General features: G+C 59.9%; 16 protein-coding genes. 6 read left to right on the forward strand and 10 right to left on the reverse strand.

Translation table 11 applies throughout. The features are described from left to right. Positions 1–91 precede the first annotated feature (91 nt). Positions 92–589 (reverse strand): nicotinamide-nucleotide amidohydrolase family protein, encoded by a 498-nt coding sequence (locus tag BLV11_RS11805; RefSeq protein ID WP_091814267.1) that lies wholly within the window; start codon positions 587–589, stop codon positions 92–94. An 81-nt stretch (positions 590–670) separates the two neighbouring features. Between BLV11_RS11805 and mutS the strand changes: the two genes are divergently transcribed. Next, positions 671–3,286, forward strand: coding sequence for a DNA mismatch repair protein MutS (mutS, locus tag BLV11_RS11810; protein WP_091814271.1), 2,616 nt, complete (start codon positions 671–673; stop codon positions 3,284–3,286). A 163-nt stretch (positions 3,287–3,449) separates the two neighbouring features. Beyond that, positions 3,450–3,773 (forward strand): ferredoxin FdxA, encoded by a 324-nt coding sequence (gene fdxA / locus BLV11_RS11815; protein WP_091814275.1) that lies wholly within the window; start codon positions 3,450–3,452, stop codon positions 3,771–3,773. Between the two features lie 84 nt (positions 3,774–3,857). On the opposite strand, the gene BLV11_RS18525 is transcribed toward fdxA, so the two are convergent. The 8 genes from BLV11_RS18525 to BLV11_RS11855 form a co-directional block, all read right to left on the reverse strand. Beyond that, entirely contained in the window at positions 3,858–4,088 is a 231-nt protein-coding gene (locus BLV11_RS18525) for a GDCCVxC domain-containing (seleno)protein (protein ID WP_425433829.1), read from the reverse strand. A gap of 57 nt (positions 4,089–4,145) precedes the next feature. Continuing rightward, the gene (locus tag BLV11_RS11825) at positions 4,146–6,845 is read right to left on the reverse strand and encodes a cation-transporting P-type ATPase (protein ID WP_217634567.1); all 2,700 of its coding nucleotides are present in this window, start codon (positions 6,843–6,845) and stop codon (positions 4,146–4,148) included. A gap of 126 nt (positions 6,846–6,971) precedes the next feature. Continuing rightward, on the reverse strand, positions 6,972–7,610 hold the full coding sequence (locus BLV11_RS11830; RefSeq protein WP_091814282.1) for a LysE family translocator: 639 nt from the start codon (positions 7,608–7,610) through the stop codon (positions 6,972–6,974). Positions 7,611–7,658: 48 nt separating this feature from the next. After that, positions 7,659–8,693 carry a hypothetical protein gene (locus BLV11_RS11835; RefSeq protein WP_091814286.1) on the reverse strand — a complete coding sequence of 345 codons (1,035 nt, stop codon included), beginning with the start codon at positions 8,691–8,693 and terminating at the stop codon, positions 7,659–7,661. Positions 8,694–8,826: 133 nt separating this feature from the next. Further along, a complete protein-coding gene (locus BLV11_RS11840) occupies positions 8,827–9,777 on the reverse strand; it encodes a DegV family protein (protein WP_091814289.1) in 951 nt (316 codons plus the stop codon). A gap of 151 nt (positions 9,778–9,928) precedes the next feature. Next, on the reverse strand, positions 9,929–10,765 hold the full coding sequence (locus tag BLV11_RS11845) for a metal-dependent hydrolase (protein ID WP_091814290.1): 837 nt from the start codon (positions 10,763–10,765) through the stop codon (positions 9,929–9,931). A 219-nt stretch (positions 10,766–10,984) separates the two neighbouring features. Next, positions 10,985–12,361 carry a solute carrier family 23 protein gene (locus BLV11_RS11850; RefSeq protein ID WP_091814293.1) on the reverse strand — a complete coding sequence of 459 codons (1,377 nt, stop codon included), beginning with the start codon at positions 12,359–12,361 and terminating at the stop codon, positions 10,985–10,987. A gap of 107 nt (positions 12,362–12,468) precedes the next feature. Continuing rightward, positions 12,469–14,109: an acyl-CoA synthetase gene (locus tag BLV11_RS11855; RefSeq protein WP_091814296.1), complete on the reverse strand. Its 1,641-nt coding sequence runs from the start codon at positions 14,107–14,109 to the stop codon at positions 12,469–12,471. 158 nt (positions 14,110–14,267) lie between these two features. Here BLV11_RS11855 and BLV11_RS11860 point away from each other — a divergent pair, with 158 nt between their 5' ends. Together BLV11_RS11860 and BLV11_RS11865 are read left to right on the forward strand one after the other, a co-directional pair. After that, on the forward strand, positions 14,268–16,109 hold the full coding sequence (locus BLV11_RS11860) for a PAS domain-containing sensor histidine kinase (RefSeq protein ID WP_091814299.1): 1,842 nt from the start codon (positions 14,268–14,270) through the stop codon (positions 16,107–16,109). 9 nt (positions 16,110–16,118) lie between these two features. Next, on the forward strand, positions 16,119–16,772 hold the full coding sequence (locus BLV11_RS11865) for a response regulator transcription factor (protein ID WP_091814302.1): 654 nt from the start codon (positions 16,119–16,121) through the stop codon (positions 16,770–16,772). A gap of 3 nt (positions 16,773–16,775) precedes the next feature. Here BLV11_RS11865 and BLV11_RS11870 read toward each other — a convergent pair whose 3' ends face one another. Next, positions 16,776–18,206, reverse strand: a complete 1,431-nt coding sequence (locus BLV11_RS11870) for an aminotransferase-like domain-containing protein (protein ID WP_091814304.1) — start codon at positions 18,204–18,206, stop codon at positions 16,776–16,778. A 213-nt stretch (positions 18,207–18,419) separates the two neighbouring features. On the opposite strand from BLV11_RS11870, the gene BLV11_RS11875 reads away from it, so the two are divergent. Together BLV11_RS11875 and BLV11_RS11880 are read left to right on the forward strand one after the other, a co-directional pair. Then, positions 18,420–18,737 carry a hypothetical protein gene (locus tag BLV11_RS11875; RefSeq protein WP_091814307.1) on the forward strand — a complete coding sequence of 106 codons (318 nt, stop codon included), beginning with the start codon at positions 18,420–18,422 and terminating at the stop codon, positions 18,735–18,737. Positions 18,738–18,766: 29 nt separating this feature from the next. Continuing rightward, positions 18,767–19,576 carry a PhzF family phenazine biosynthesis protein gene (locus BLV11_RS11880; RefSeq protein WP_091814310.1) on the forward strand — a complete coding sequence of 270 codons (810 nt, stop codon included), beginning with the start codon at positions 18,767–18,769 and terminating at the stop codon, positions 19,574–19,576. Positions 19,577–19,584 lie beyond the last annotated feature (8 nt).

Below are 19,584 nucleotides of genomic sequence, written 5' to 3' on the forward strand. Positions count from 1 at the left end.
GCGGAAATTCACCCGTACCGCCCAGCATTAAACTGTATATTTGCACAGTATTAAAACACAACCCAAAACAGAGACCAACCCCCACCGGCATTCAATCCGCCAGAAAGTTCTTAACCCCTTGTAGTACGTACAAAACAGCCTCTCGGCGAATGTCGTCGCGGGAACCATGGAAGTGCATCCGCGATGCGACCATGTCCTCCGGCCCCCGCCCCCAGGCAAACCACACCGTGCCCACCGGTTTCTCCACACTGCCGCCGCCGGGTCCGGCAACACCACTGATGGCTACCGCCACGTCCGCTCCGGTGGCTGCCAGGGCCCCGGCTACCATTTCCCTTACCACGGCCTCACTCACCGCTCCATGCACCTGCAGGGTCTCCCCGCGAACGCCAAGCAGCCGCTGCTTGGCATCATTACTGTAGGTAACAAGTCCACTGTGAACATATTCCGACGAACCCGGGCGGTCAGTCAGAGCCTTGGCCACCCAGCCTCCGGTGCAGCTCTCCGCGGTGGTTATCCAGAGTTTTCGTCGCATCAGGGCCATGGCCAGTTCAGAACCGGCCGCTTTCAACTGACTATCCGTAACCGACATACTGCTCTCCTTCGTTTCATCCCGGGCTCAATTTTCTTACAATCGCAGATCGCGAAACAGACACCAAAACCGGACACCTTCATGTCAGCAGCTCAGAAAGACATCCCCAAGCATACCCCGATGATGCAGCAATACCTCAAGATCAAAGGGGAACACCCCAATGAACTGGTGTTTTATCGCATGGGGGATTTTTACGAGCTGTTCTATGACGACGCAAAAAAGGCAGCCGATCTTCTTGATATCACCCTGACCGCCCGGGGCCAATCCGGCGGCCAGCCGATTCCGATGGCTGGCATTCCCTATCATGCAGCAGAAAACTACATTGCCCGTCTGGTACGTACCGGTCAATCCATTGCCATCTGTGAGCAAATTGGCGACCCGGCCACCAGCAAGGGGCCAGTGGAGCGCCAGGTGGTCCGGGTTGTTACTCCCGGGACCCTCAGTGATGAAGCGTTCCTGGAAGACCGTCGTGACAATTTGCTATCGGCCATTTTCAGCCACCGCGAGCGCTTCGGCTTTGCCTCCCTCGACATTTCCAGTGGCCGCTTTGCGGTGTCTGAACTAGAAAGCCTGGAGGAACTGCGGGGTGAGTTGCAGCGACTGCGCCCGGCGGAAATCCTGATCAGCGAGGACTTTCCCTACGACGAAGTACTTGACGGTTTTACCGGCATTCGTCGCCAGGGCCCCTGGCTGTTTGAGTCCGACACCGCCATGCGAGTGATCACCCAGCAGTTGCAAGTACGCGACCTGACCGGTTTCGGCTGCGAAGACCTGAGCCTGGCGATCTGTGCCGCCGGGTGCCTGCTGCAGTACGCCCGCGAAACCCAGCGCACTGCCCTGCCCCACATTCGTAAGCTGACCCGGGAAAGCCGCGACGAGGCTGTGATTCTCGACGCCACCAGCCGGCGTAACCTGGAAATCGACACCAATCTGATGGGGGGCACCCAGCATACCCTGGCCTGGGTGATGGATCGTACCGCCACAGCCATGGGCGGACGGCAACTGAGACGCTGGCTGAACCGTCCGCTGCGGGACATTCATACGGTTGAGCAGCGCCAGCATGCGGTTTCAGCATTGCTGGAAGGCTTCTATTACGAACCGGTACACGACGCCCTCAAGGCCGTGGGTGATATGGAGCGGATCCTGGCCCGGGTCGCCCTGCGCTCCGCCCGCCCAAGGGATCTGGCCCGGCTACGCGATGCCTTCGCGGCGTTACCGGAACTGCAGAAGACGCTGGCCCCGATCAGCACCCGTCACATTGTCAGTCTGGCTGCCACCATTGGCGAATACCCTGACCACGCCGACCTTCTTGAACGGGCAATTATCGACAATCCCCCCGTTGTCATTCGCGATGGCGGGGTGATTCGTGACGGCTTCGACAGCGATCTGGACGAACTGCGCAACATCAGCGAAAACGCCGGTCAGTACCTGCTCGACGTCGAGACCCGGGAGCGCGAACGCACCGGCATCAGTACCCTCAAAGTGGGCTACAACCGGGTTCACGGCTACTACATCGAGATCAGCCGGGCCCAGTCAGATCAGGCTCCGGTGGACTATATCCGTCGCCAGACCCTGAAAAATGCAGAGCGATTCATCACTCCGGAGCTGAAAGTCTTTGAAGACAAGGCCCTGAGCGCCAAAAGCCGAGCCCTGGCCCGGGAAAAAGCGCTCTATGACGAGATTCTGGAAACCCTGGCAGCCACCCTGGCGCAACTTCAGGATACCGCCCAGGCACTGGCGGAACTGGATGTTCTGGCCAACTTCGCCGAGCGTGCCACCAGCCTTCGCTTCTGCGCCCCTGAATTTCGCAATGAACCTGGCTTCGACGTCGAGGACGGCCGGCACCCGGTGGTTGAGCAACTGTTGAGCGAGCCCTACGTGCCCAACAACCTGCTGATGGACAACAAACGCCGCATGCTGGTGATCACAGGCCCAAACATGGGCGGTAAATCGACCTACATGCGCCAGGCTGCCCTGATAGCCCTGCTCGCGTACACCGGCAGCTACGTGCCCGCCAACCGGGCGGTGCTCGGGCCGGTGGACCGGATTTTCACACGCATGGGCTCGTCGGACGACATTGCCGGCGGGCGATCCACCTTCATGGTGGAAATGACCGAAACCGCCAACATTCTCCATAACGCCACCGAACACAGCCTGGTGCTGATGGACGAAGTCGGCCGCGGCACCAGCACCTTCGACGGTTTGTCCCTGGCCTGGGCGACGGCCGATCACCTGGCGCGCAACATTCGCTGCTACACGCTGTTCGCCACCCATTATTTCGAGCTGACCCAACTGGCCGAAGATCTGGACCATGCGGTCAACGTCCACCTCACCGCCACCGAGCACGACGACAGCATTGTGTTCCTGCACAACGTCCACGACGGCCCCGCCAGCCAGAGCTACGGCCTGCAGGTGGCCAAGCTGGCCGGCGTTCCCCAGGGCGTCATTCTCAATGCCAAGGCCCAGCTGAGTCAGCTGGAAGGCTCTGCCACACCCGCTGCAAGCGGCCGTGAGCCCCAGGCAGCCGTGTTGGCAGCGGCTCCGGTGACGGACAGCCCAGCGTTCCAGGGCGACATGTTTTCCAGCCTGGAGCCCAGTGAAGTCGAGCAGACCCTGAGCTCTCTTGATCTGGATGATCTGACCCCGAGAGACGCTCTGAACCAGCTCTACGAGCTTAAAAAGATGTTGAAGGCATAACCTTATAGCGGTCAGACGCTTGCGACAGCGCGGGCCGCTCCCTACAATATCGCGCTAATATTATTAGGGAGTCGCGAATCCGCCATTCGAGCGCTTCAGCTGCCCGGATTGCTTCGCCGGTTTCCATACTGATGAGAACGACCACCGAACCAGGGATCTGACTATGGCATTTGTCGTTACTGATAACTGCATCAAGTGCAAATACACTGACTGTGTTGAAGTATGTCCGGTGGACTGCTTTTATGAAGGACCGAACTTTCTGGTCATCGACCCGGACGAGTGCATTGACTGCGCCCTGTGCGAGCCGGAATGTCCCGCTGAAGCCATCTTCTCTGAAGACGAGCTGCCTGCGGATCAGATTCAGTTTGTTGAAATCAACGCTGATCTGGCCGCCAAGTGGGACAACATTACCGAGAAGAAAGACCCGCTGCCGGACGCTGAAGAGTGGGATGGAAAGCCCAACAAGCTGCAGTATCTGGAGCGCTGAGGCGCACCGATCGGCAAGCTCAGAAAAGGGAAGCATCTGCTTCCCTTTTTTTGCTTTATTGACCGCGTCGGCCAGCCCCTTTATTCAGCACACGTCAGAACCACAGCCTCCGGATCGCTGCTGAACCGGCGGACATGGCACCGTGCCGTACGAGCAAAAGACACAACAATCCCCCGCCTTCGGTCTCAACACCCGATGACAGGACGAGCATTCATAGAAATACTGGCACGCATCCGTCGGCATGGTCTCTGTTGCCCGGTGACGGCAATACGGGCACTCAATGATTGACTCCAGGGTAACAGAAGACACAATCATTCCCTCCCATCTGTTCAACCCGAGAAGCTGAGTCTGACGACCACCCCGGCTCAGGAGTTAACCACTGCCCCACGGCTCCCGCAATCGCACCTGCTTTTCAACTTCCACGACCACAAACACCGCCCCCCCCACGGCAATCACCACCAGCCAGTCCTGCCAGCCTACGGCCCGGGTTTCGAAAATACTCTGGGCGGACGGCAGGTAGGTGATCACCAATTGGCCGATGGAGACCCCGGCGACCGCCAGCCAGACCACAGGGGTACCCTGAACCATTCGACGGGTGAGCGAGGCGCTGTTCATGTTACGAATATAGAACAGGTAGAAGATTTCCATCACCACCAAGGTGTTCATAGCGAGTGTTCTGGCCAGCTCTACCTCATAACCCCGGGCCATGGCGTGGAAATAGATTCCGAACACCCCGCCAAGGAACAGGGCCGTCACCAGCACGATCTGCCAGAGCAGGCCACCGGAGAGTAACGGGTCGTTTCGTGGCCTGGGCTGACGACGCATGGTGCCTGCCTCGGTCGGCTCGAACGCCAGCGCAAGCCCCAGAGACACCGTGGTGATCAGGTTAATCCAGAGGATCTGGATCGGGGTGACCGGCAACGCCAGCCCTGCCAGCAAGGCAACCACGATCGCGCAGGCCTCGCCACTGCTGGTCGGCAGGGTCCAACCAATCATCTTGCGAATATTGTCGCGCACGGTGCGGCCCTCACGAACGGCCGCTACGATAGAGGCGAAATTATCATCGGCCAGCACCAGATCGGACACTTCCTTGGCCGCCTCGGTGCCTTTGCGACCCATGGCAATGCCGATGTCTGCACGGCGCAGGGCTGGGGCATCATTGACGCCATCCCCCGTCATGGCCACCGTCATGCCCTGGGACTGCAGGGCCTTAACCAGGCGAAGTTTGTGTTCCGGACTGGTACGGGCAAATACGTTGGCCCCTGCGGCCACGTCGGCCAGTTCCTCGTCGCTGAGTCGGTCCAACTCGGCGCCGGTCAAGGTCCGGTGAGTGTTCGGCAACCCCAGCTGCTGGCCAATGGCAGCGGCAGTGCTGGCGTGGTCACCGGTGATCATCTTGACGTCGATGCCCGCACTCTGGCACTCGGCCACCGCCGCCACAGCCTCTTCCCGGGGCGGATCGATAAATCCGGCTAAGCCGATCATCACCAGTTTCTGCTGAAGATCGGCCAGCTCGATCACCGCCTGACTGGCCGCGACCGGACGAAAGGCAAATGCCAGAACCCGCTGACCATCCGCAGCCGTCTGTTCCGCTTGTCGGTGCCAATGGTCCGCCTCCAGCGGGACAACGTCACCGTTGGCAGCCAGTTGACGATCACACAGGGCCAGCACCGATTCCGGCGCGCCTTTGAGATAGATACTGCCGTGGCCTTCATGGTCATGATTGAGGGTGGCCATAAAGCGGTTATCGGTATCAAACGGAATGATGTCGGTTCGTCGCCATTGCCTCCGTAAATCCGCGGGGTACAGATCAGCCTTACCCGCCAGTGCCAGCAGCGCCCCTTCCATGGGATCGCCTTCAACCTGCCAGTCATCCTCGTGTTTTCTCAGCTCAGCGTCGTTGCACAACACCGCCGTCCGGATCAGGACCTGCAGGGCCGACGGTACCGCGTCCGCCGCAACCTCCTGCCCTTCCAGCCAGAGCGATCCAATAGGGGCATAGCCGGCGTCATCAGCACTGTAGAGACGACCGCCAGCCACCACCGTGGCCACACTCATTTCATTGCGGGTCAGGGTTCCGGTCTTGTCAGTACAGATCACCGACACCGCCCCCACGGTTTCAATCGCTGGCAGCCGTCGCACTATTGCATGGCGCCGGGCCATGGCCTGTACGCCAACCGCCAGGGTAATGGTGAGCACTGCAGGCAACCCCTCCGGGATGGCCGCTACCGACAACCCCACCACCGCCATGAACAGACCGGCAAAGGCCTGCTGCTGAACCAGATGGCCATAGGCCAGGAGCAGGCCTGCCATCACCACGATCACCAGGGTCAGCCAGCGGGCAAACACCGCCATCTGTTCAATGAGCGGCGTTTTCAGGGTTTCGACATCGGCAAGCATGCCACTGATCTGTCCGACTTCAGTATCCACACCCGTCGCTACAACGACTCCACTGCCCTGGCCACTGGTAACAGTGGTGCCACTGAAGGCCATGCAGGAACGATCGGCCAGCACCGCATCGTCACTGACCGGTGCAACCTGCTTGTCGACTGCAACGGACTCACCGGTGAGAATCGCCTCCTGGATTTGCAGACTGTGAGCCTTGAACAAACGCAAATCGGCAGGCACCTTGTCGCCCGCATCGAGCAGCACCACATCGCCGGGGACCAATTGCTCACCCGCCACCGAATGCCGCCGGCCGTTGCGTATGACCGAAGCCTGGAGTGCCAACATGTGACGAATGGCCATGATCGCCCGCGCCGCTTTGCCTTCCTGGACGTAACCGATAACCGCATTAAGTAGCACCACTGCGAGAATGACAGCGGTGTCCAGGCCATGGCCGAGCGTCCCGGTGATCAGGGCCGAAGCCAGCAGGACATAGATCAGGATATTGTGAAACTGACGCAGAAAGCGCAGAAACCGGCTTTGGGGGGGAGGCGTCGGCAGCCGGTTGGCACCGTAACGCCGCTGACGGGAGGCGACCGCCTGATCCGATAATCCGGTTGCAGAGGTCTGCCAGTGCTCAATAACGGCATGCGCGCTCTGGTGATGCCAATGCTGACGTTGACCCATCCGCGGAACCATCCCTGTCGTTCGATTTCCGGGGGCGGCGTGGAGCTCCCCCAACCCAGCCGCTATTAACAACCATAGTGCCAGCGTCGGCGGCAATCCATAGGACGCCGGCCCGTTAAGACCGCCTCAAGTCTGAGACAGGGCGACCTTTGCACCAACGCCAATGAATACGCCACCGGTCAGGCCATGGAGCGCCCGCTTGATCCAGAACGGAATCGCCAACCGGTGGGAGTGGCCAACCACCAGCGCCACCAGACACTGCCACACCATCGCCAGCACAAAATGAATCGCCGCCAGCACCAGGGACTGCAGCAGAACATGGCCTTCCGGGTTCACAAACTGGGGCAGGAAAGCCATGTAGAACAAGGCCGTTTTGGGATTAAGCACATTGGACAGCAGCCCTTCGTGAAAATCCCTCGGGTGTGAAGCGCGAACCCTTAAAGGTGCGTCAGCGGGTGCCTCCACCTCATGGCGTGCGCAGGCCTGACGCAGGCTGGCCACACCGAGCCACACCAGGTAACAGGCCCCCGCCCATTTCAGCAGGGTAAAGGCCCAGGCGGTCTGGACCAGAATCAGGGAAATACCGATAGCAGACAGGGTGGCGTGAACGAACAGGCCGGTGCAGATGCCCAGGCTGGTCACCGACCCCGAACCGACACCCGAACGGGCCGTGTTACGCACAACCAGCAGGGTATCCACGCCCGGAGTCAGGGTCAGCAGCAGGACCGCAATGAGATACGCCCACAGAACTTCAACAGATGGCATAAGGACCCCGGTACAACGTCACCGGACCCCGTGCAGGCATTGCCCGGTTCAGGACTCCGGCTGGAGAATCTTCTTGACCGCAGCCGATTTGTAGAACGAGGACAACCGGCGACGCAGGAAGTCTTCAAGATACCCCTCCTCCCGCAACACGTCCACCAGCGGCAAGGCGAAGGCATCCATCTCGGACATGATCATGGCTTCATCGACGCCGATATCCTCCAACAGAGTGGCCAGGGGCTGATCTCCGTATTTCTCGAACAGGTGGTTTACGACGGCCTCACAACACCCTTTAAAGTACGGAGTCTGGCGAAAACTGAGCCAGAAATCGTAACCCAGCATAACGAATTCCTGCAGCTGGACATCCCCCAGTCCCTCGCGCAGCTCGCCAATGGTGCGATCTTCCAGGGTCACCCAGGCCGCCATGACGGTATCGCGGAGCTCATCATCGGTCAGCGCTTTGTGCAGGAACTGTTCGCTGCGGCTGATGAGCGCTGGAAGGCTGTCTGACAGCCAGGTCTTGATACGGCGCTCGAAGCTTTCATCCAGGCCGGGCACAGCCTTGTTGGCCATGCGCTTACCCAGCTTCATCATGGAGCCGACCCCCGGCACACTGCGGGTAATCAGGTTATCTTCGTAGAGGTAACTGACCAGGCCCTGATAGACCACATTGGACACCAGCTCCTGATACACCGGGTGGGACATGACACTGCTGATCATTCGCTCCCGGTGATGCTTGAGCTCCAGCACCTGTTCCAGGATGGACGTGGTTTGCTCCCGGCTCAGCACGTCCTTGAGCATGGTATCTTCCTGCACCGGGGCATTCAGCACCTCGGCGGCCATCTCTCCGGCCAGCTCAGGGATACCGCCATCCAGCTCCATGTCCATAACCAGGCGCTGAATCACCCCCATCACCTGTTCCGGTGCAATCACCCGGTTCAGGGTCACGGTCCCGGCCCGCTGCAGCAGTTCGCTGACTTCCCGCTCAATGGACTTGCGAAGTTTGGCGCCTTTCAGGGCCGCCATTTCATGCTTTACGTGTTGATCAAGCAACGCGTTGGCGAGATCGGCCGGAGATGTGGTCATGATGTTGGTCCCAGTGAAAGCCAAAGATTATCAGGGTAGTTATGGGCGAGGCTACCACGAAGCCCCGCCCCGGACGTTTGCCGGAAAAACCCGAAAAAGCCGCGACTCGGCCAAGCCCCGATAACCGCAATGGCTACTGGAAATCCCGGAAGTGGTGGGGTTCGGCACCCAGTGCCAGGCAGAGGCTGCCAGGGCCCACATAGATGCTGCTGGTAATCCCCATTTGCGACAACAGCAACTCAACCCCGTGCTGTTCACAGGCGTCTCGCAGCCGGTTGAGGCCGGGCAACTCTTCGATCTCGGTCCAGCTCATGCCGCAGGACAGACTGACGTAGGGTGTCAGCAGGCCAGCCTGAATGCGCCCGATGGCATAGTTCATGACCTTTTCAACCGCTACATCGAAGCTGCGGGTTTTGGCAACCGGCTGGCCTTCAGATCCCTGACCAAAGATCACCGGGGTGATGTTCAGGGCCTTACCGAGGAAAGCCACCAAAGCCGATACACTGTTGTCACCTCGACGGCGGGCCCGTTCGCGGATGTAGTGCAGATCTCTGGGAATTACGCAGGTGTAGATATTGCCGGTAAAACGTTCTATTTCATTGCGAAGGGCGTTCTTGGACAGTTTCTTCGCGATCAGTGTCAGGGTGTGAGCCGCGAGTAACCCCTGCCCCGCAAAAATCTGCTTGCTGTCCACCACCCGCATGGAAAAGTTCCCGGGTACGCCAGCGGCACTGCGGACGCTGCGATAATTGGCCATGACGGTATTCATGGCCTGGGTGGCATGATCGAAGATCAAACTCCTGGAACGGGTAACGGTTTCACAGATTGCTACGTCAAACTCGGTTACTATCTTTTCCATGAACAGGTCATGGATCTGGCTGGCAGAAAAGGCTTCAGTCTCGGCGTGGTGGCCTTTTTGCAGCAGACCGCTCTGGTAAAACTCCTGGGTACGAACCGGGTCGTGCTCGTCAATGTAGGTTTGTTGATCAATTCGGGCGGTTACCGGTAATACAAAGAGATCGTGCTCGCGGCGGAATTCGTAAGGTAAGTCACAGGCTGAGTCTACAATCAGACCAACTCGCATCGGGTGCCTCCGGGATGATGACCCTTGGGGTCGCTATTATTATCATTGTTATGCCGGTTGCCAGTTCTACCATAACCAGTTCACAAAATCAGCATTTCGCCCTTCCTCGCTTCATCGCATCCCAGAACAGTGTTCCCCTGTCAGATACGGCTCAACGGGCCGTCGGTGAATTCATTTCCAGGTCCTTCAGGCTACGCTCCAGCAATGGCCGGTTATCCTGTTGCCAGGGCTGAAACCCTTTGCGCAGGTAGGCCATAAAGTCCGGCAGGCAATGCCGCAGCACCCCGGGACGGCCCCAGAGGAAATTCAGCCCGCCAAGCCAGGTGCGCAGGCTCCAGAGTTTGCCATCGGCCTTGAGCAGACTGCAGGTATTGAGAAACGTAAAGCGGAAGAAATGGAATGTGACAAACAGGAACACAACACGCCGCAGCCGTTCATTACCGATGCAATGACGATAGACATCGAAGGCCACGGATTTGTGTTCGGTTTCCTCGATGGCATGCCAGCGCCATAACTGCTGCATTTTCGGGGTTGCGCCGGCCATCCACTCGGGGTGGCTGAGAATCGCATTGGCCAGCACCGCGGTGTAGTGTTCCGCGCCACAGGTTCCAGCCAGCTGCCGGCTGGCGGGCAAGCGGTTGACCCACTCCATATGCTTCATGAAGCGCCGGTCGATGGCGTCGATGTCGTAGCCTCGAGCCTTCAGCCCTTCGTTGTAGGCCCGGTGTTCGCGGCTATGCAGCGCTTCCTGGCCGATAAAACCCCGGATTTCCTGAGTCAGTTTGGGGTCATCAATCCGATCCCGATACTTGCGCACGGCGTTGATGAACTGCTGCTCGCCTTCGGGAAACTGCAGGGAAAGCGCATTGAAAAAAGCCGTCCGGAATGCATCGTTACCGTGCCAGTCGGTTTTCAGGTCCTGGGAGACATCAAAATCAAGATGACGGGGAGCCACCGAGACTCCTGACGGCGTTGTGCTGATAGCCATACCTGCCTCCTGTTGCTTGTTGTTCTGCTGTTGTACAGGTCGCCCTAGAAATGCGCGTGCAGAACTTCAAGTTAAAACAGCGGCTTTCGTTTGTACATCATTTAACCAGCCTCGCCAGCAATTTGGCCTGCCGGGCAAAGCGGACGGGTCAGGTCATCATGTGGACAAAAAAAGGGGGAGCCGGGCCAGGCCCGGACTCCCCCAAAACACACAAGGGGATCAGTGTTCTTCAGCGGCCCGTATACCGGGAGCTTCCGGGTCCGGAGTAAAGCCCAGCACCTTGCTGCGCTCGATCAACAGGTATAGCACCGCGCCGGTAGCCAGCCCCCAGCCAGCACCATACACCGCAAGGACAACCCCCATGGTGCCGGCAATACCGCGCTCGGTGTTATTCTCAAGCTGCTCCAGCCCCACCATCAGACAGATGTAGCCGGTCAGCAGCAGAGTCAGCGACAGCGCAATCGGCAGTACTGGCTGGAAAAAGCTCACCAGCGGCAGGATGAACAGGGCAATGAAACCCGTGATCCAGAAGGTACCGCCGCCGCTGTAGATGGAGTCCATGGCATTGCGGCCGTACTTGTAACGCTCCGCCATGGTGGCCGTCACCGCCGTCCAGATCGGACCGGCAAGTCCGGGGTACGGTGCGAAGAAGGCATGCATGCCGTTACGGATCGCGGTTACCAGGTGAACCCGGTCAATACTGCTATCGATGTCTTCATCCTTACGCAGGTGATCGACACGATCCATCAGTGACTTGCCCACGATGATATCGCCGAAAGCAATGATGTAGGCGATGACTGCCGTAGGAACCGCCAGCAGGAACACGTCGGCCGAGGGGAAGCCCACAGTGAACGGCAGGTAATTCCAGAGCTCACCAAAGGCCGGCTGGGTAATGCCCCACTGGACGTCAGGCACGTTGTACTCACCGGTGGCAAAGCCCACCAGAATAGCCACCACCATTCCCGGAACCATGCCGTAGTTGGCGATTTTGCGCGCAATTGGGTTGCTTTCCACAAAGCCCTTGAAGGACAGGGAGAACATCAGATACAGACACACCAGCCCTCCCAGGATCAGAGAGATCGGGGTTTCTGCCAGACGTCCGCCAGCCTCGATCTCACCCATCAGGGCCGCGATACCGGCGCCAATGATGATGCCCCCTTTCATGGAGCGGGGAATCCATTGCACCAGTTTGTTACCCATGCCCGTCAGGCCCAGCACCAGGAAGATCAGGAACACCAGGAACTGGAGCGCAAACAACGCCTGAATCGACTCGGGGCCGGGCTCGAAGTCACTCAGGAACAGCAGCACCACCGGAATGCCCGGCGTGATCCAACCCGGCACCAGGGGCACCCCGAGCAGCGCAGGCAACATAAAGCCGATACCACACACCACCACGTATGCCAGAGCGACGTCGTATGGCACGCCCAGGTATTTCTCCAGCAGCGGAATCATCGCCAGACTGACCACAAACATGATCAGGGCCTGCACCATTTCGGCGACTTCCCAGCGGTAGTGAACAAACGGCAACCGAACCTTGAACGGGCCGGCGGCCCAATACGGCTGTTCAGCGCCGTTTTTACGATGGAACATTTGCATAACAGAACCTCCTGGCACTGCCGCTAGGGCACGCCCGATGTTGTTTTTGTGTTGATTGGGGGTACAGCAGAGAGACGGGCCAGGTCAGTCCCTGACCCGTCCGGGATTCAGCCCGAGGCGTTGTCCAGATCCCGCGCCTGGTCACGCAGGACAAACTTCTGGATCTTGCCTGTGGATGTTTTCGGCAACGCCGTGAATACGACAGTCTTCGGCACCTTGAAGCGGGCCAGACGTTCACGACAGAAGTTGATCAGATCCTCTTCGGTCACATTGCCGGCTTCGGGCTTGAGGGTAATGAACGCACAGGGCGTCTCGCCCCACTTCTCGTCCGGGCGGGCAACCACAGCCGCCTCCAGCACAGCGGGGTGCCGATAGAGGGCATCTTCCACCTCGATGGTGGAGATATTCTCACCGCCGGAAATGATGATGTCCTTGAGACGGTCCTTGATTTCCATGTAGCCGTCTTCATGCCACACCGCAAGATCACCGGTGTGGAACCAGCCACCCCGGAAGGCTTCTTCAGTGGCGCTCGGATTCTTCAGGTAGCCTTTCATCACGGTGTTACCGCGGAGGAAAATCTCACCGATGGTCTTGCCATCTTTGGGTACCGGATCCATGGTGTTGGGGTCACCCACCATCATGCCTGCCAGGGTCGGATAACGAACACCCTGACGGGCCTTGATGACCGCGCGCTCATCCAGCGAGAGCTCGTCCCACTTTGACTTCCAGGCGCACACTGTCACCGGGCCGTAAACTTCGGTCAGGCCGTACACATGAGTGATGCGAATGCCCATCTCCTCAATCGCCCCGATAACCTGCGCAGGGGGAGCCGCACCGGCGGTCATCGCGCTGACCACGTGGTCGATACCACCCTTGGCCGCTTCGGGCACATTCAACAGCGCGTTCAGTACAATCGGGGCACCGCACATGTGGGTGACCTGATGCTCACGGATCAACCGCAGGATCCGTTCCGGGTCTACCCGACGCAAGCAAACATGGGTACCTGCCAGGGCAGTCACCGCCCAGGGGTAACACCAGCCATTGCAATGGAACATAGGCAGGGTCCACAGGTACACCGGGTGCTGGCCCATGGACCAGACCGCCTGGTTGCCCATGGCGTTAAGGAAGGCGCCACGGTGGTGATAAACCACGCCTTTCGGATTGCCGGTAGTGCCAGAGGTGTAGTTGAGGGAAATCGCATCCCATTCATCCGCCGGTAGCTGCCACTCGAAATCAGGGTCACCTTCCTGCAGGAACGCCTCGTAATCCAGATCGCTGACCGCGCTGCCTTCGCCGTACTCCGGATCGTCCACATCAATCACCAGCGGCTGGTGTTCCAGGTGCTTGACGGCTTCCCGGACGACGTCACCAAACTCCCGGTCAGCGATGACTGCCTTGGCCTCGCCATGCTCGAGCATGAAGGCGATGGCCTCAGCGTCCAGACGCACGTTCAGGGTGTTGAGTACCGCTCCGATCATGGGTACACCAAAGTGGCATTCCACCATCGCCGGAATGTTAGGCAACATGACCGCCACCGTGTCGCCTTTGCCGATGCCACGGCCTGCCAGCGCCGATCCCAGACGCCGGCAACGGTCGTAGGTTTCACTCCAGCTGTAACGGATCGCGCCGTGAATTACCGACGGATAGTCCGGGTATACGCTGGCGGTACGGGCAATGAAGTCCACCGGGGACAGCACACTGTGGTTGGCATGGACCTGCTCGAGGCCGGTATCAAAAATCGCGGTCATGGGGGGTCACCTTTTTCGAACACTTTTGTTCTTGTGGTATTTCCAGAGCACTTACGAATACAGCTATACTCCTTGAGGCCATCAATAGTATTTACAAGAAATACATATAGCAATAAACCCATAGTATTATAGTATATTTACTATATAGAGATTCGCTCATGCCCCTGGTGCCCGAGACCACCGACCCACTGCTCTTGCCCAACGATCCGGAAGCCTGCCTGCTTGCCGACGCCAACGGCGCCATTCTGGCCTGCAACCAGACCGCTCAGCGCTGGCTGGAAGACGCCGGACTGAGCAGTCCGGAAGCCCTGTTGCCGGCTAACCAGCGCGCGCTGGTCCAGGCCTGCCAGAGCCAGGACCGGACCATCTCCGGCGTTGAGAGCAGAGTTGGCGAGCGTGCGATTTCGTGGACACTCATTCCCCGTACCCAGCCGCAGGGCGTGGTCATTCGCGGGCGGGATGCCAGCAGCACCCTGTCTGAACTGGCCGAGGCGACTCGTTCCAACCGGCTGTACCGGTTAATTATAGAGAACACCACCGACCTCATTTCCCGCCACGCCCCTGACGGCCATTTCGTCGACGCCTCACCCGCCTCCTGGCGCCTTCTGGGCTACTGGCCGGAGGAGCTCCGCGGCAAGGGACTGGACGAGGTGCTGGTTCCGGAAACCATGGAAAAGCAGCTCGAGCAGGCCCGCACCAGCCTGAGGGATTCCGGCTATGCCACCCTGACCCTGCAGCTTCGCCACCGGGATGGCCGCCTGCGCTGGTTTGAAATCGCCAGCCGGGCCATTCGTGAGACTTACACCGGAGCGGTTATCGAAGTAATCAGCGTATCCCGGGACATTACCGCCCGGGTCGATTCGGAAGAGAACAACCGGCGCCTGGCCCAGGTGGTGGAAGCCAATACAGACCTGGTGTTGTTTGCCAGCCGCCATGGCGAGATCAGCTATATGAACCCTGCCGCCAGACGGGCGTTGGGTATTGGCAACGCCAGCCCGTTGCCACCCGTTTCCGCGATCTTCGAGGGGGACGAATTTGCGCGACTGCTCTCCATCGGCCTGCCCCAGGCGGACCAACAGGGCGTCTGGGAAACCGAAACCCGGCTGCGGGCGCTGAGCCAGGACAACACCTTGCCCGTGTCCCTGGTACTGCTGTCGCACCAGGCCGCTCAGGGCACCACCTATTATTCACTGGTGGCCCGTGACATGACCGAACGGGAACTGCGGGAAAGTGAGCAGCGCCGCCACCAGGAAGAACTGGCCCATACCGCGCGCCTGGCCACCCTGGGGGAGCTCGCCTCGGGCATCGCCCATGAGATGAACCAGCCGCTGGCGACCATCGTCAACTACGCCAATGCCAGTAAACGCTATCTAGGCCAGCTCGATGAAAACCCGGACGCCATCACCCGGGTTCAGGACGGACTGCAACGGATTACCCAGCACGCCGATCACGCCGCGGAAGTGATTAAGCGGCTACGGGCCTTCCTGCGCAAAGGCAAGAAACGCAGCGCCTGTGTTGCTCTCAACGACACCATCGATAGCGCCGTGCGGCTGTGCCAGTGGGAAGCGGCCAAACACCACATCAACATTGAGCTGACTCTGGCGGACTCCAACCCCACCCTCACCGCCGACCCGGTGCTGCTGCAACAGGTGCTGATCAACCTGATCCGCAACGCGATTGACGCCAATCGGGAGCGCCATCAGGATGCGCCCTCCCGGATCACCCTGACCACCCGCTGCTCCGGTTGCAATGAGGTACGGATTGAGGTGGAGGACCAAGGCCCCGGCCTGGACGACGAAGGCCTGCGGCAGATGTTCACGCCATTTTTTACCCGCAAATCCGAGGGGCTGGGGCTGGGGCTCTCCATGAGCCGCTCAATTGTCGAAAGCTTCGGCGGATATCTTGATGCCGAACGCAGCCCCGCAGGTGGGCTGCGGCTGATATGCCGGTTCCCATCCAAAGGCGCCCTCGGCGCCGCCAACGCGACTCACAACCTGTAAGAGAATGCCATGACCAAAGCGGACGAAGCGATTGTCTATGTTGTCGATGATGATACCGGCATGCTGGACTCCACCCAGTGGCTGCTGGAATCGGTGGGCCTGCGCGTAAAAGGCTACGCGGATGGCCGCCAGTTCCTCGATGCCATCCCCGAGTCGGCCACCGGTTGTGTCGTTCTGGACGTGCGCATGCCTGGCCTGGGCGGGCTGAATGTGCAGGAGGAATTGCAGAAGCGGCAACTGGGTCTGCCGGTGATCTTTGTTTCCGGCCATGCCGATGTGCCGATTGCGGTCAGGGCATTCAAGTCCGGCGCCTTCGACTTTATCGAAAAACCGTTCAATGAACAGCTACTGCTGGACAGCATCCAGCAGGCCCTGCAAGACAGCCGCCGCCCGGCCACCACCGGCAGCCGTTCACCGGACGCCGAAGCCCGGATCGCCACCCTGACGCCGCGGGAGCGGGATGTGTTCCTGCCACTGGCACAGGGTTACGCCAGCCGCGAAATCGCCGAACAGCTCGGGGTGAGCGTGAAGACCATCGATCTGTACCGCTCCCGGGTGATGAAACGCCTGGGGGTCGACCGCCTTCCCGATGTTACCGGGCTGGCCATCGCCGCCGGCCTGCTCGACCCGCTGGACCTGCGGGCCGGCCAGGCATCCACCTGAACCTCACCCGGCGGAGGACGACTCCGCCACCACTTGGCTGGCAATGGCCCCGAGACGATGGATTGCGGTCTCGATGCGCTCGTTCCAGGGGTTGGCACAGTTCAGTCGCAGGCAGTTTTCGTACTTATCGGCAATGGTCGAAAACATCCGCCCCGGTGCCACGTTGATACCTTCTTCCCGGGCCAGCTGATACACCCGGGTGCCCGATGCATTGCCCGGCAGCTGTACCCACAGCACAAAGCCACCCTGGGGTTTGCTGACTGCGGTACCCTCTGGGAACGAGCGCCCCACCGCAGCCCGCATCCGCTCCGTGGCGTCCCGGTACAGTGGCCGCGCTGTACGCAGATAACGGTCGTAGCCGCCCTGTTCGAGAAAGCGCGCCACCGCCAGTTGTGGCAGGCTGGCCGTGGCCAGGTTGCTGAAGTATTTCTGCTGACGGGCCTCGGTCCGGTAGCGGCCCGGCACCATCCAGCCCAACCGCAGCCCCGGTGAAAGCGTCTTGGAGAACGAGCTGCAATAAATCACATTGCCGGTGCGGTCAAACGTCTTGGCCGGTCTGGGCCGTTCACCATCGTGGTAAAGATCACCATAGATGTCATCTTCAATCAGCGGCACCCCGGCGGCGTCGAGCCGCTCGACCAGCAGGCGCTTGCCCTCATCGCTGGGGCGGGCGCCGAGTGGATTACTGTGGTTGCTCACCACCACGCAGGCCTTGACCGGCCACTGTTCCAGAGCCAGCTCCAGCCCTTCCAGGCTGATGCCGTCGGTGGGATGGGAAGGAATCTCAATCACTCTCAGGCCCACTACGTCCAGCGCCTGCAGAATCCCCGGAAACGAGGGCGACTCCACTGCCACAATATCGCCGGGTTCAGTGACCGCCCGCAGCGCCAGCATGATGGCTTCCTGGGCACCATTAGTTGCCACAATGTCGTCCGGCGACACCATGCAGCCGAGACTGGTCATGCGCTGGGCAATCTGACGCCGGAACGCCGATTTGCCGGGAAACGCATAGTCCAGTGTGTCGAGACCGTGCCGGGCCGCCCAGAGCAAGGCCTGCTGCATCTGCCGCACCGGCAGGAAATCGGGATGAGGAATCGCCGCCGACAACGGCACCATGCGATTGCCTTCGTCATTACAGAGCTCCAGCGCCATTTCCCGGGCACTGACCACCGCCACCGGCTCGGCACTGGCCACATGCATCGAGGGTTCCGGCATGTCCAGCCTCGGCAAGCGGACAAAGTAGCCACTGCGCTCCCGCGCCTGCAGATAGCCACGCCCTTCGAGGGTCTGGTGGGCCTGCAGAATGGTCGACACGCTGACCCCGAACTGCTTGCTCAGCACCCGCACGCCGGGCAACCGCTCGCCTTCACGGTAGACCCCTTCGAGAATCAGGGTCTGTAACTGGTCTGCAACGCGATTGTAGAGAATACCCATGAGTCTCTCCTTTGGGTGAGACGATCCGTGTTGGTAGGACCATCCTGCCAGAGATGCGTTTGACGGGAGCAGTACAGATACCCGTAAAACCTTGCAGTACAGACCCATCGATTCAGAAACTGTACCGGTTCAAATAAGGATAACTGATTCTGTTACGCTGGGGCCAAACGCAGTCACAATAATCGGGCAATCCACGGAAAAGGAGCTCGACCGATGACCAGCTTTGAACCCAGACTATCGCCCCCTGATCTGCCAGCGCCCAGCGCAGACCGCAAAGATGTTTTGGGCGTCAGCCGCGGTGCCTTGTCAGGTGCCGCGTTCGCTGCTGCCAATGGCTGCGTTGAGCAAGACCTGCAACAGCTCCATACTCTGGGGTTCCAGGTTAGCCAACCCGGCCCGCGGCACTGGGTACTGACGCCATCGGGAGCGCCAACCGTGATTCACCTGTATGGCGCAACTGAGTTGGCCCGGTTCGTTGAAACCAGGGCACAGCAGTACACGACGCTGTATTCAGCCAGACACTCAGTCTGACACGAGCACTCATACAACGCGGAGACATCATGGCTACCTTTCCAATCTATCAGGTCGACGCCTTCAGCAGCCGGCCCTTCGGCGGTAACCCCGCCGCTGTCATGCCTCTTGAACAGTGGCTGCCCGACGAGCGGTTACAGAACATCGCGTTGGAAAACCACCTGTCCGAGACGGCGTTCATCGTTGCGGAACGGGCAGGCAGCAGCGCCGATTTCCATATCCGCTGGTTTACCCCCGGGGCCGAAGTTCCCCTGTGCGGCCACGCCACCCTCGCCTCCGCCTGGGTGCTGTTCAACCGGCTGGGATTTGATGCAGATACCGTGACCTTCCGCTCCCAGAGCGGCTCCCTGGGTGTCACTCGCCGGGATGATGGCTGGCTGGAACTGGATTTCCCCAATCTAAGCTATGAGCCAACACCAACACCGCCACTGTTGCGTGACGCCCTGGAAGGTTGCGGGGACAGCGTCTTTTTTGTCCCCAACGACACCAACTACCTGGTGGTCCTGGACGACGAAGCCGCGGTGCGCAACGCCAGCCCGGATATGACCCTGCTCAGGCAGCTCGGCAATCAGGGCGTGATGATCACCGCCCCGGGGGAAAGCTGCGATTTTGTCAGCCGCTACTTCGCACCAGGGGTCGGTATCGACGAAGATCCGGTCACCGGCTCCATCCACAGTGTACTGGTACCCTACTGGGCTGAGCGTCTGGACAAAACCCGGCTGTCGGCACAGCAACTGTCGGCGCGGGGCGGTGTCCTGAACTGTGAACTTGTGGGCGACCGGGTGCGCATTGCCGGCCAGGCGGCGTTTTACATGGAAGGCACCGTACACCTCGATTGAGGCTGGTA

It is taken from the genome of Marinobacter mobilis, assembly GCF_900106945.1.
GTDB lineage: Bacteria > Pseudomonadota > Gammaproteobacteria > Pseudomonadales > Oleiphilaceae > Marinobacter > Marinobacter mobilis.

Bases quoted from the DNA above. Each gene is read 5' to 3' on its own strand.
- BLV11_RS11805 (WP_091814267.1), bottom strand. From the start codon at position 589: ATGTCGGTTACGGATAGTCAGTTGAAAGCGGCCGGTTCTGAACTGGCC.
- mutS (WP_091814271.1), top strand. From the start codon at position 671: ATGTCAGCAGCTCAGAAAGACATCCCCAAGCATACCCCGATGATGCAG.
- fdxA (WP_091814275.1), top strand. From the start codon at position 3,450: ATGGCATTTGTCGTTACTGATAACTGCATCAAGTGCAAATACACTGAC.
- BLV11_RS18525 (WP_425433829.1), bottom strand. From the start codon at position 4,088: ATGATTGTGTCTTCTGTTACCCTGGAGTCAATCATTGAGTGCCCGTAT.
- BLV11_RS11825 (WP_217634567.1), bottom strand. From the start codon at position 6,845: ATGGGTCAACGTCAGCATTGGCATCACCAGAGCGCGCATGCCGTTATT.
- BLV11_RS11830 (WP_091814282.1), bottom strand. From the start codon at position 7,610: ATGCCATCTGTTGAAGTTCTGTGGGCGTATCTCATTGCGGTCCTGCTG.
- BLV11_RS11835 (WP_091814286.1), bottom strand. From the start codon at position 8,693: ATGACCACATCTCCGGCCGATCTCGCCAACGCGTTGCTTGATCAACAC.
- BLV11_RS11840 (WP_091814289.1), bottom strand. From the start codon at position 9,777: ATGCGAGTTGGTCTGATTGTAGACTCAGCCTGTGACTTACCTTACGAA.
- BLV11_RS11845 (WP_091814290.1), bottom strand. From the start codon at position 10,765: ATGGCTATCAGCACAACGCCGTCAGGAGTCTCGGTGGCTCCCCGTCAT.
- BLV11_RS11850 (WP_091814293.1), bottom strand. From the start codon at position 12,361: ATGCAAATGTTCCATCGTAAAAACGGCGCTGAACAGCCGTATTGGGCC.
- BLV11_RS11855 (WP_091814296.1), bottom strand. From the start codon at position 14,109: ATGACCGCGATTTTTGATACCGGCCTCGAGCAGGTCCATGCCAACCAC.
- BLV11_RS11860 (WP_091814299.1), top strand. From the start codon at position 14,268: ATGCCCCTGGTGCCCGAGACCACCGACCCACTGCTCTTGCCCAACGAT.
- BLV11_RS11865 (WP_091814302.1), top strand. From the start codon at position 16,119: ATGACCAAAGCGGACGAAGCGATTGTCTATGTTGTCGATGATGATACC.
- BLV11_RS11870 (WP_091814304.1), bottom strand. From the start codon at position 18,206: ATGGGTATTCTCTACAATCGCGTTGCAGACCAGTTACAGACCCTGATT.
- BLV11_RS11875 (WP_091814307.1), top strand. From the start codon at position 18,420: ATGACCAGCTTTGAACCCAGACTATCGCCCCCTGATCTGCCAGCGCCC.
- BLV11_RS11880 (WP_091814310.1), top strand. From the start codon at position 18,767: ATGGCTACCTTTCCAATCTATCAGGTCGACGCCTTCAGCAGCCGGCCC.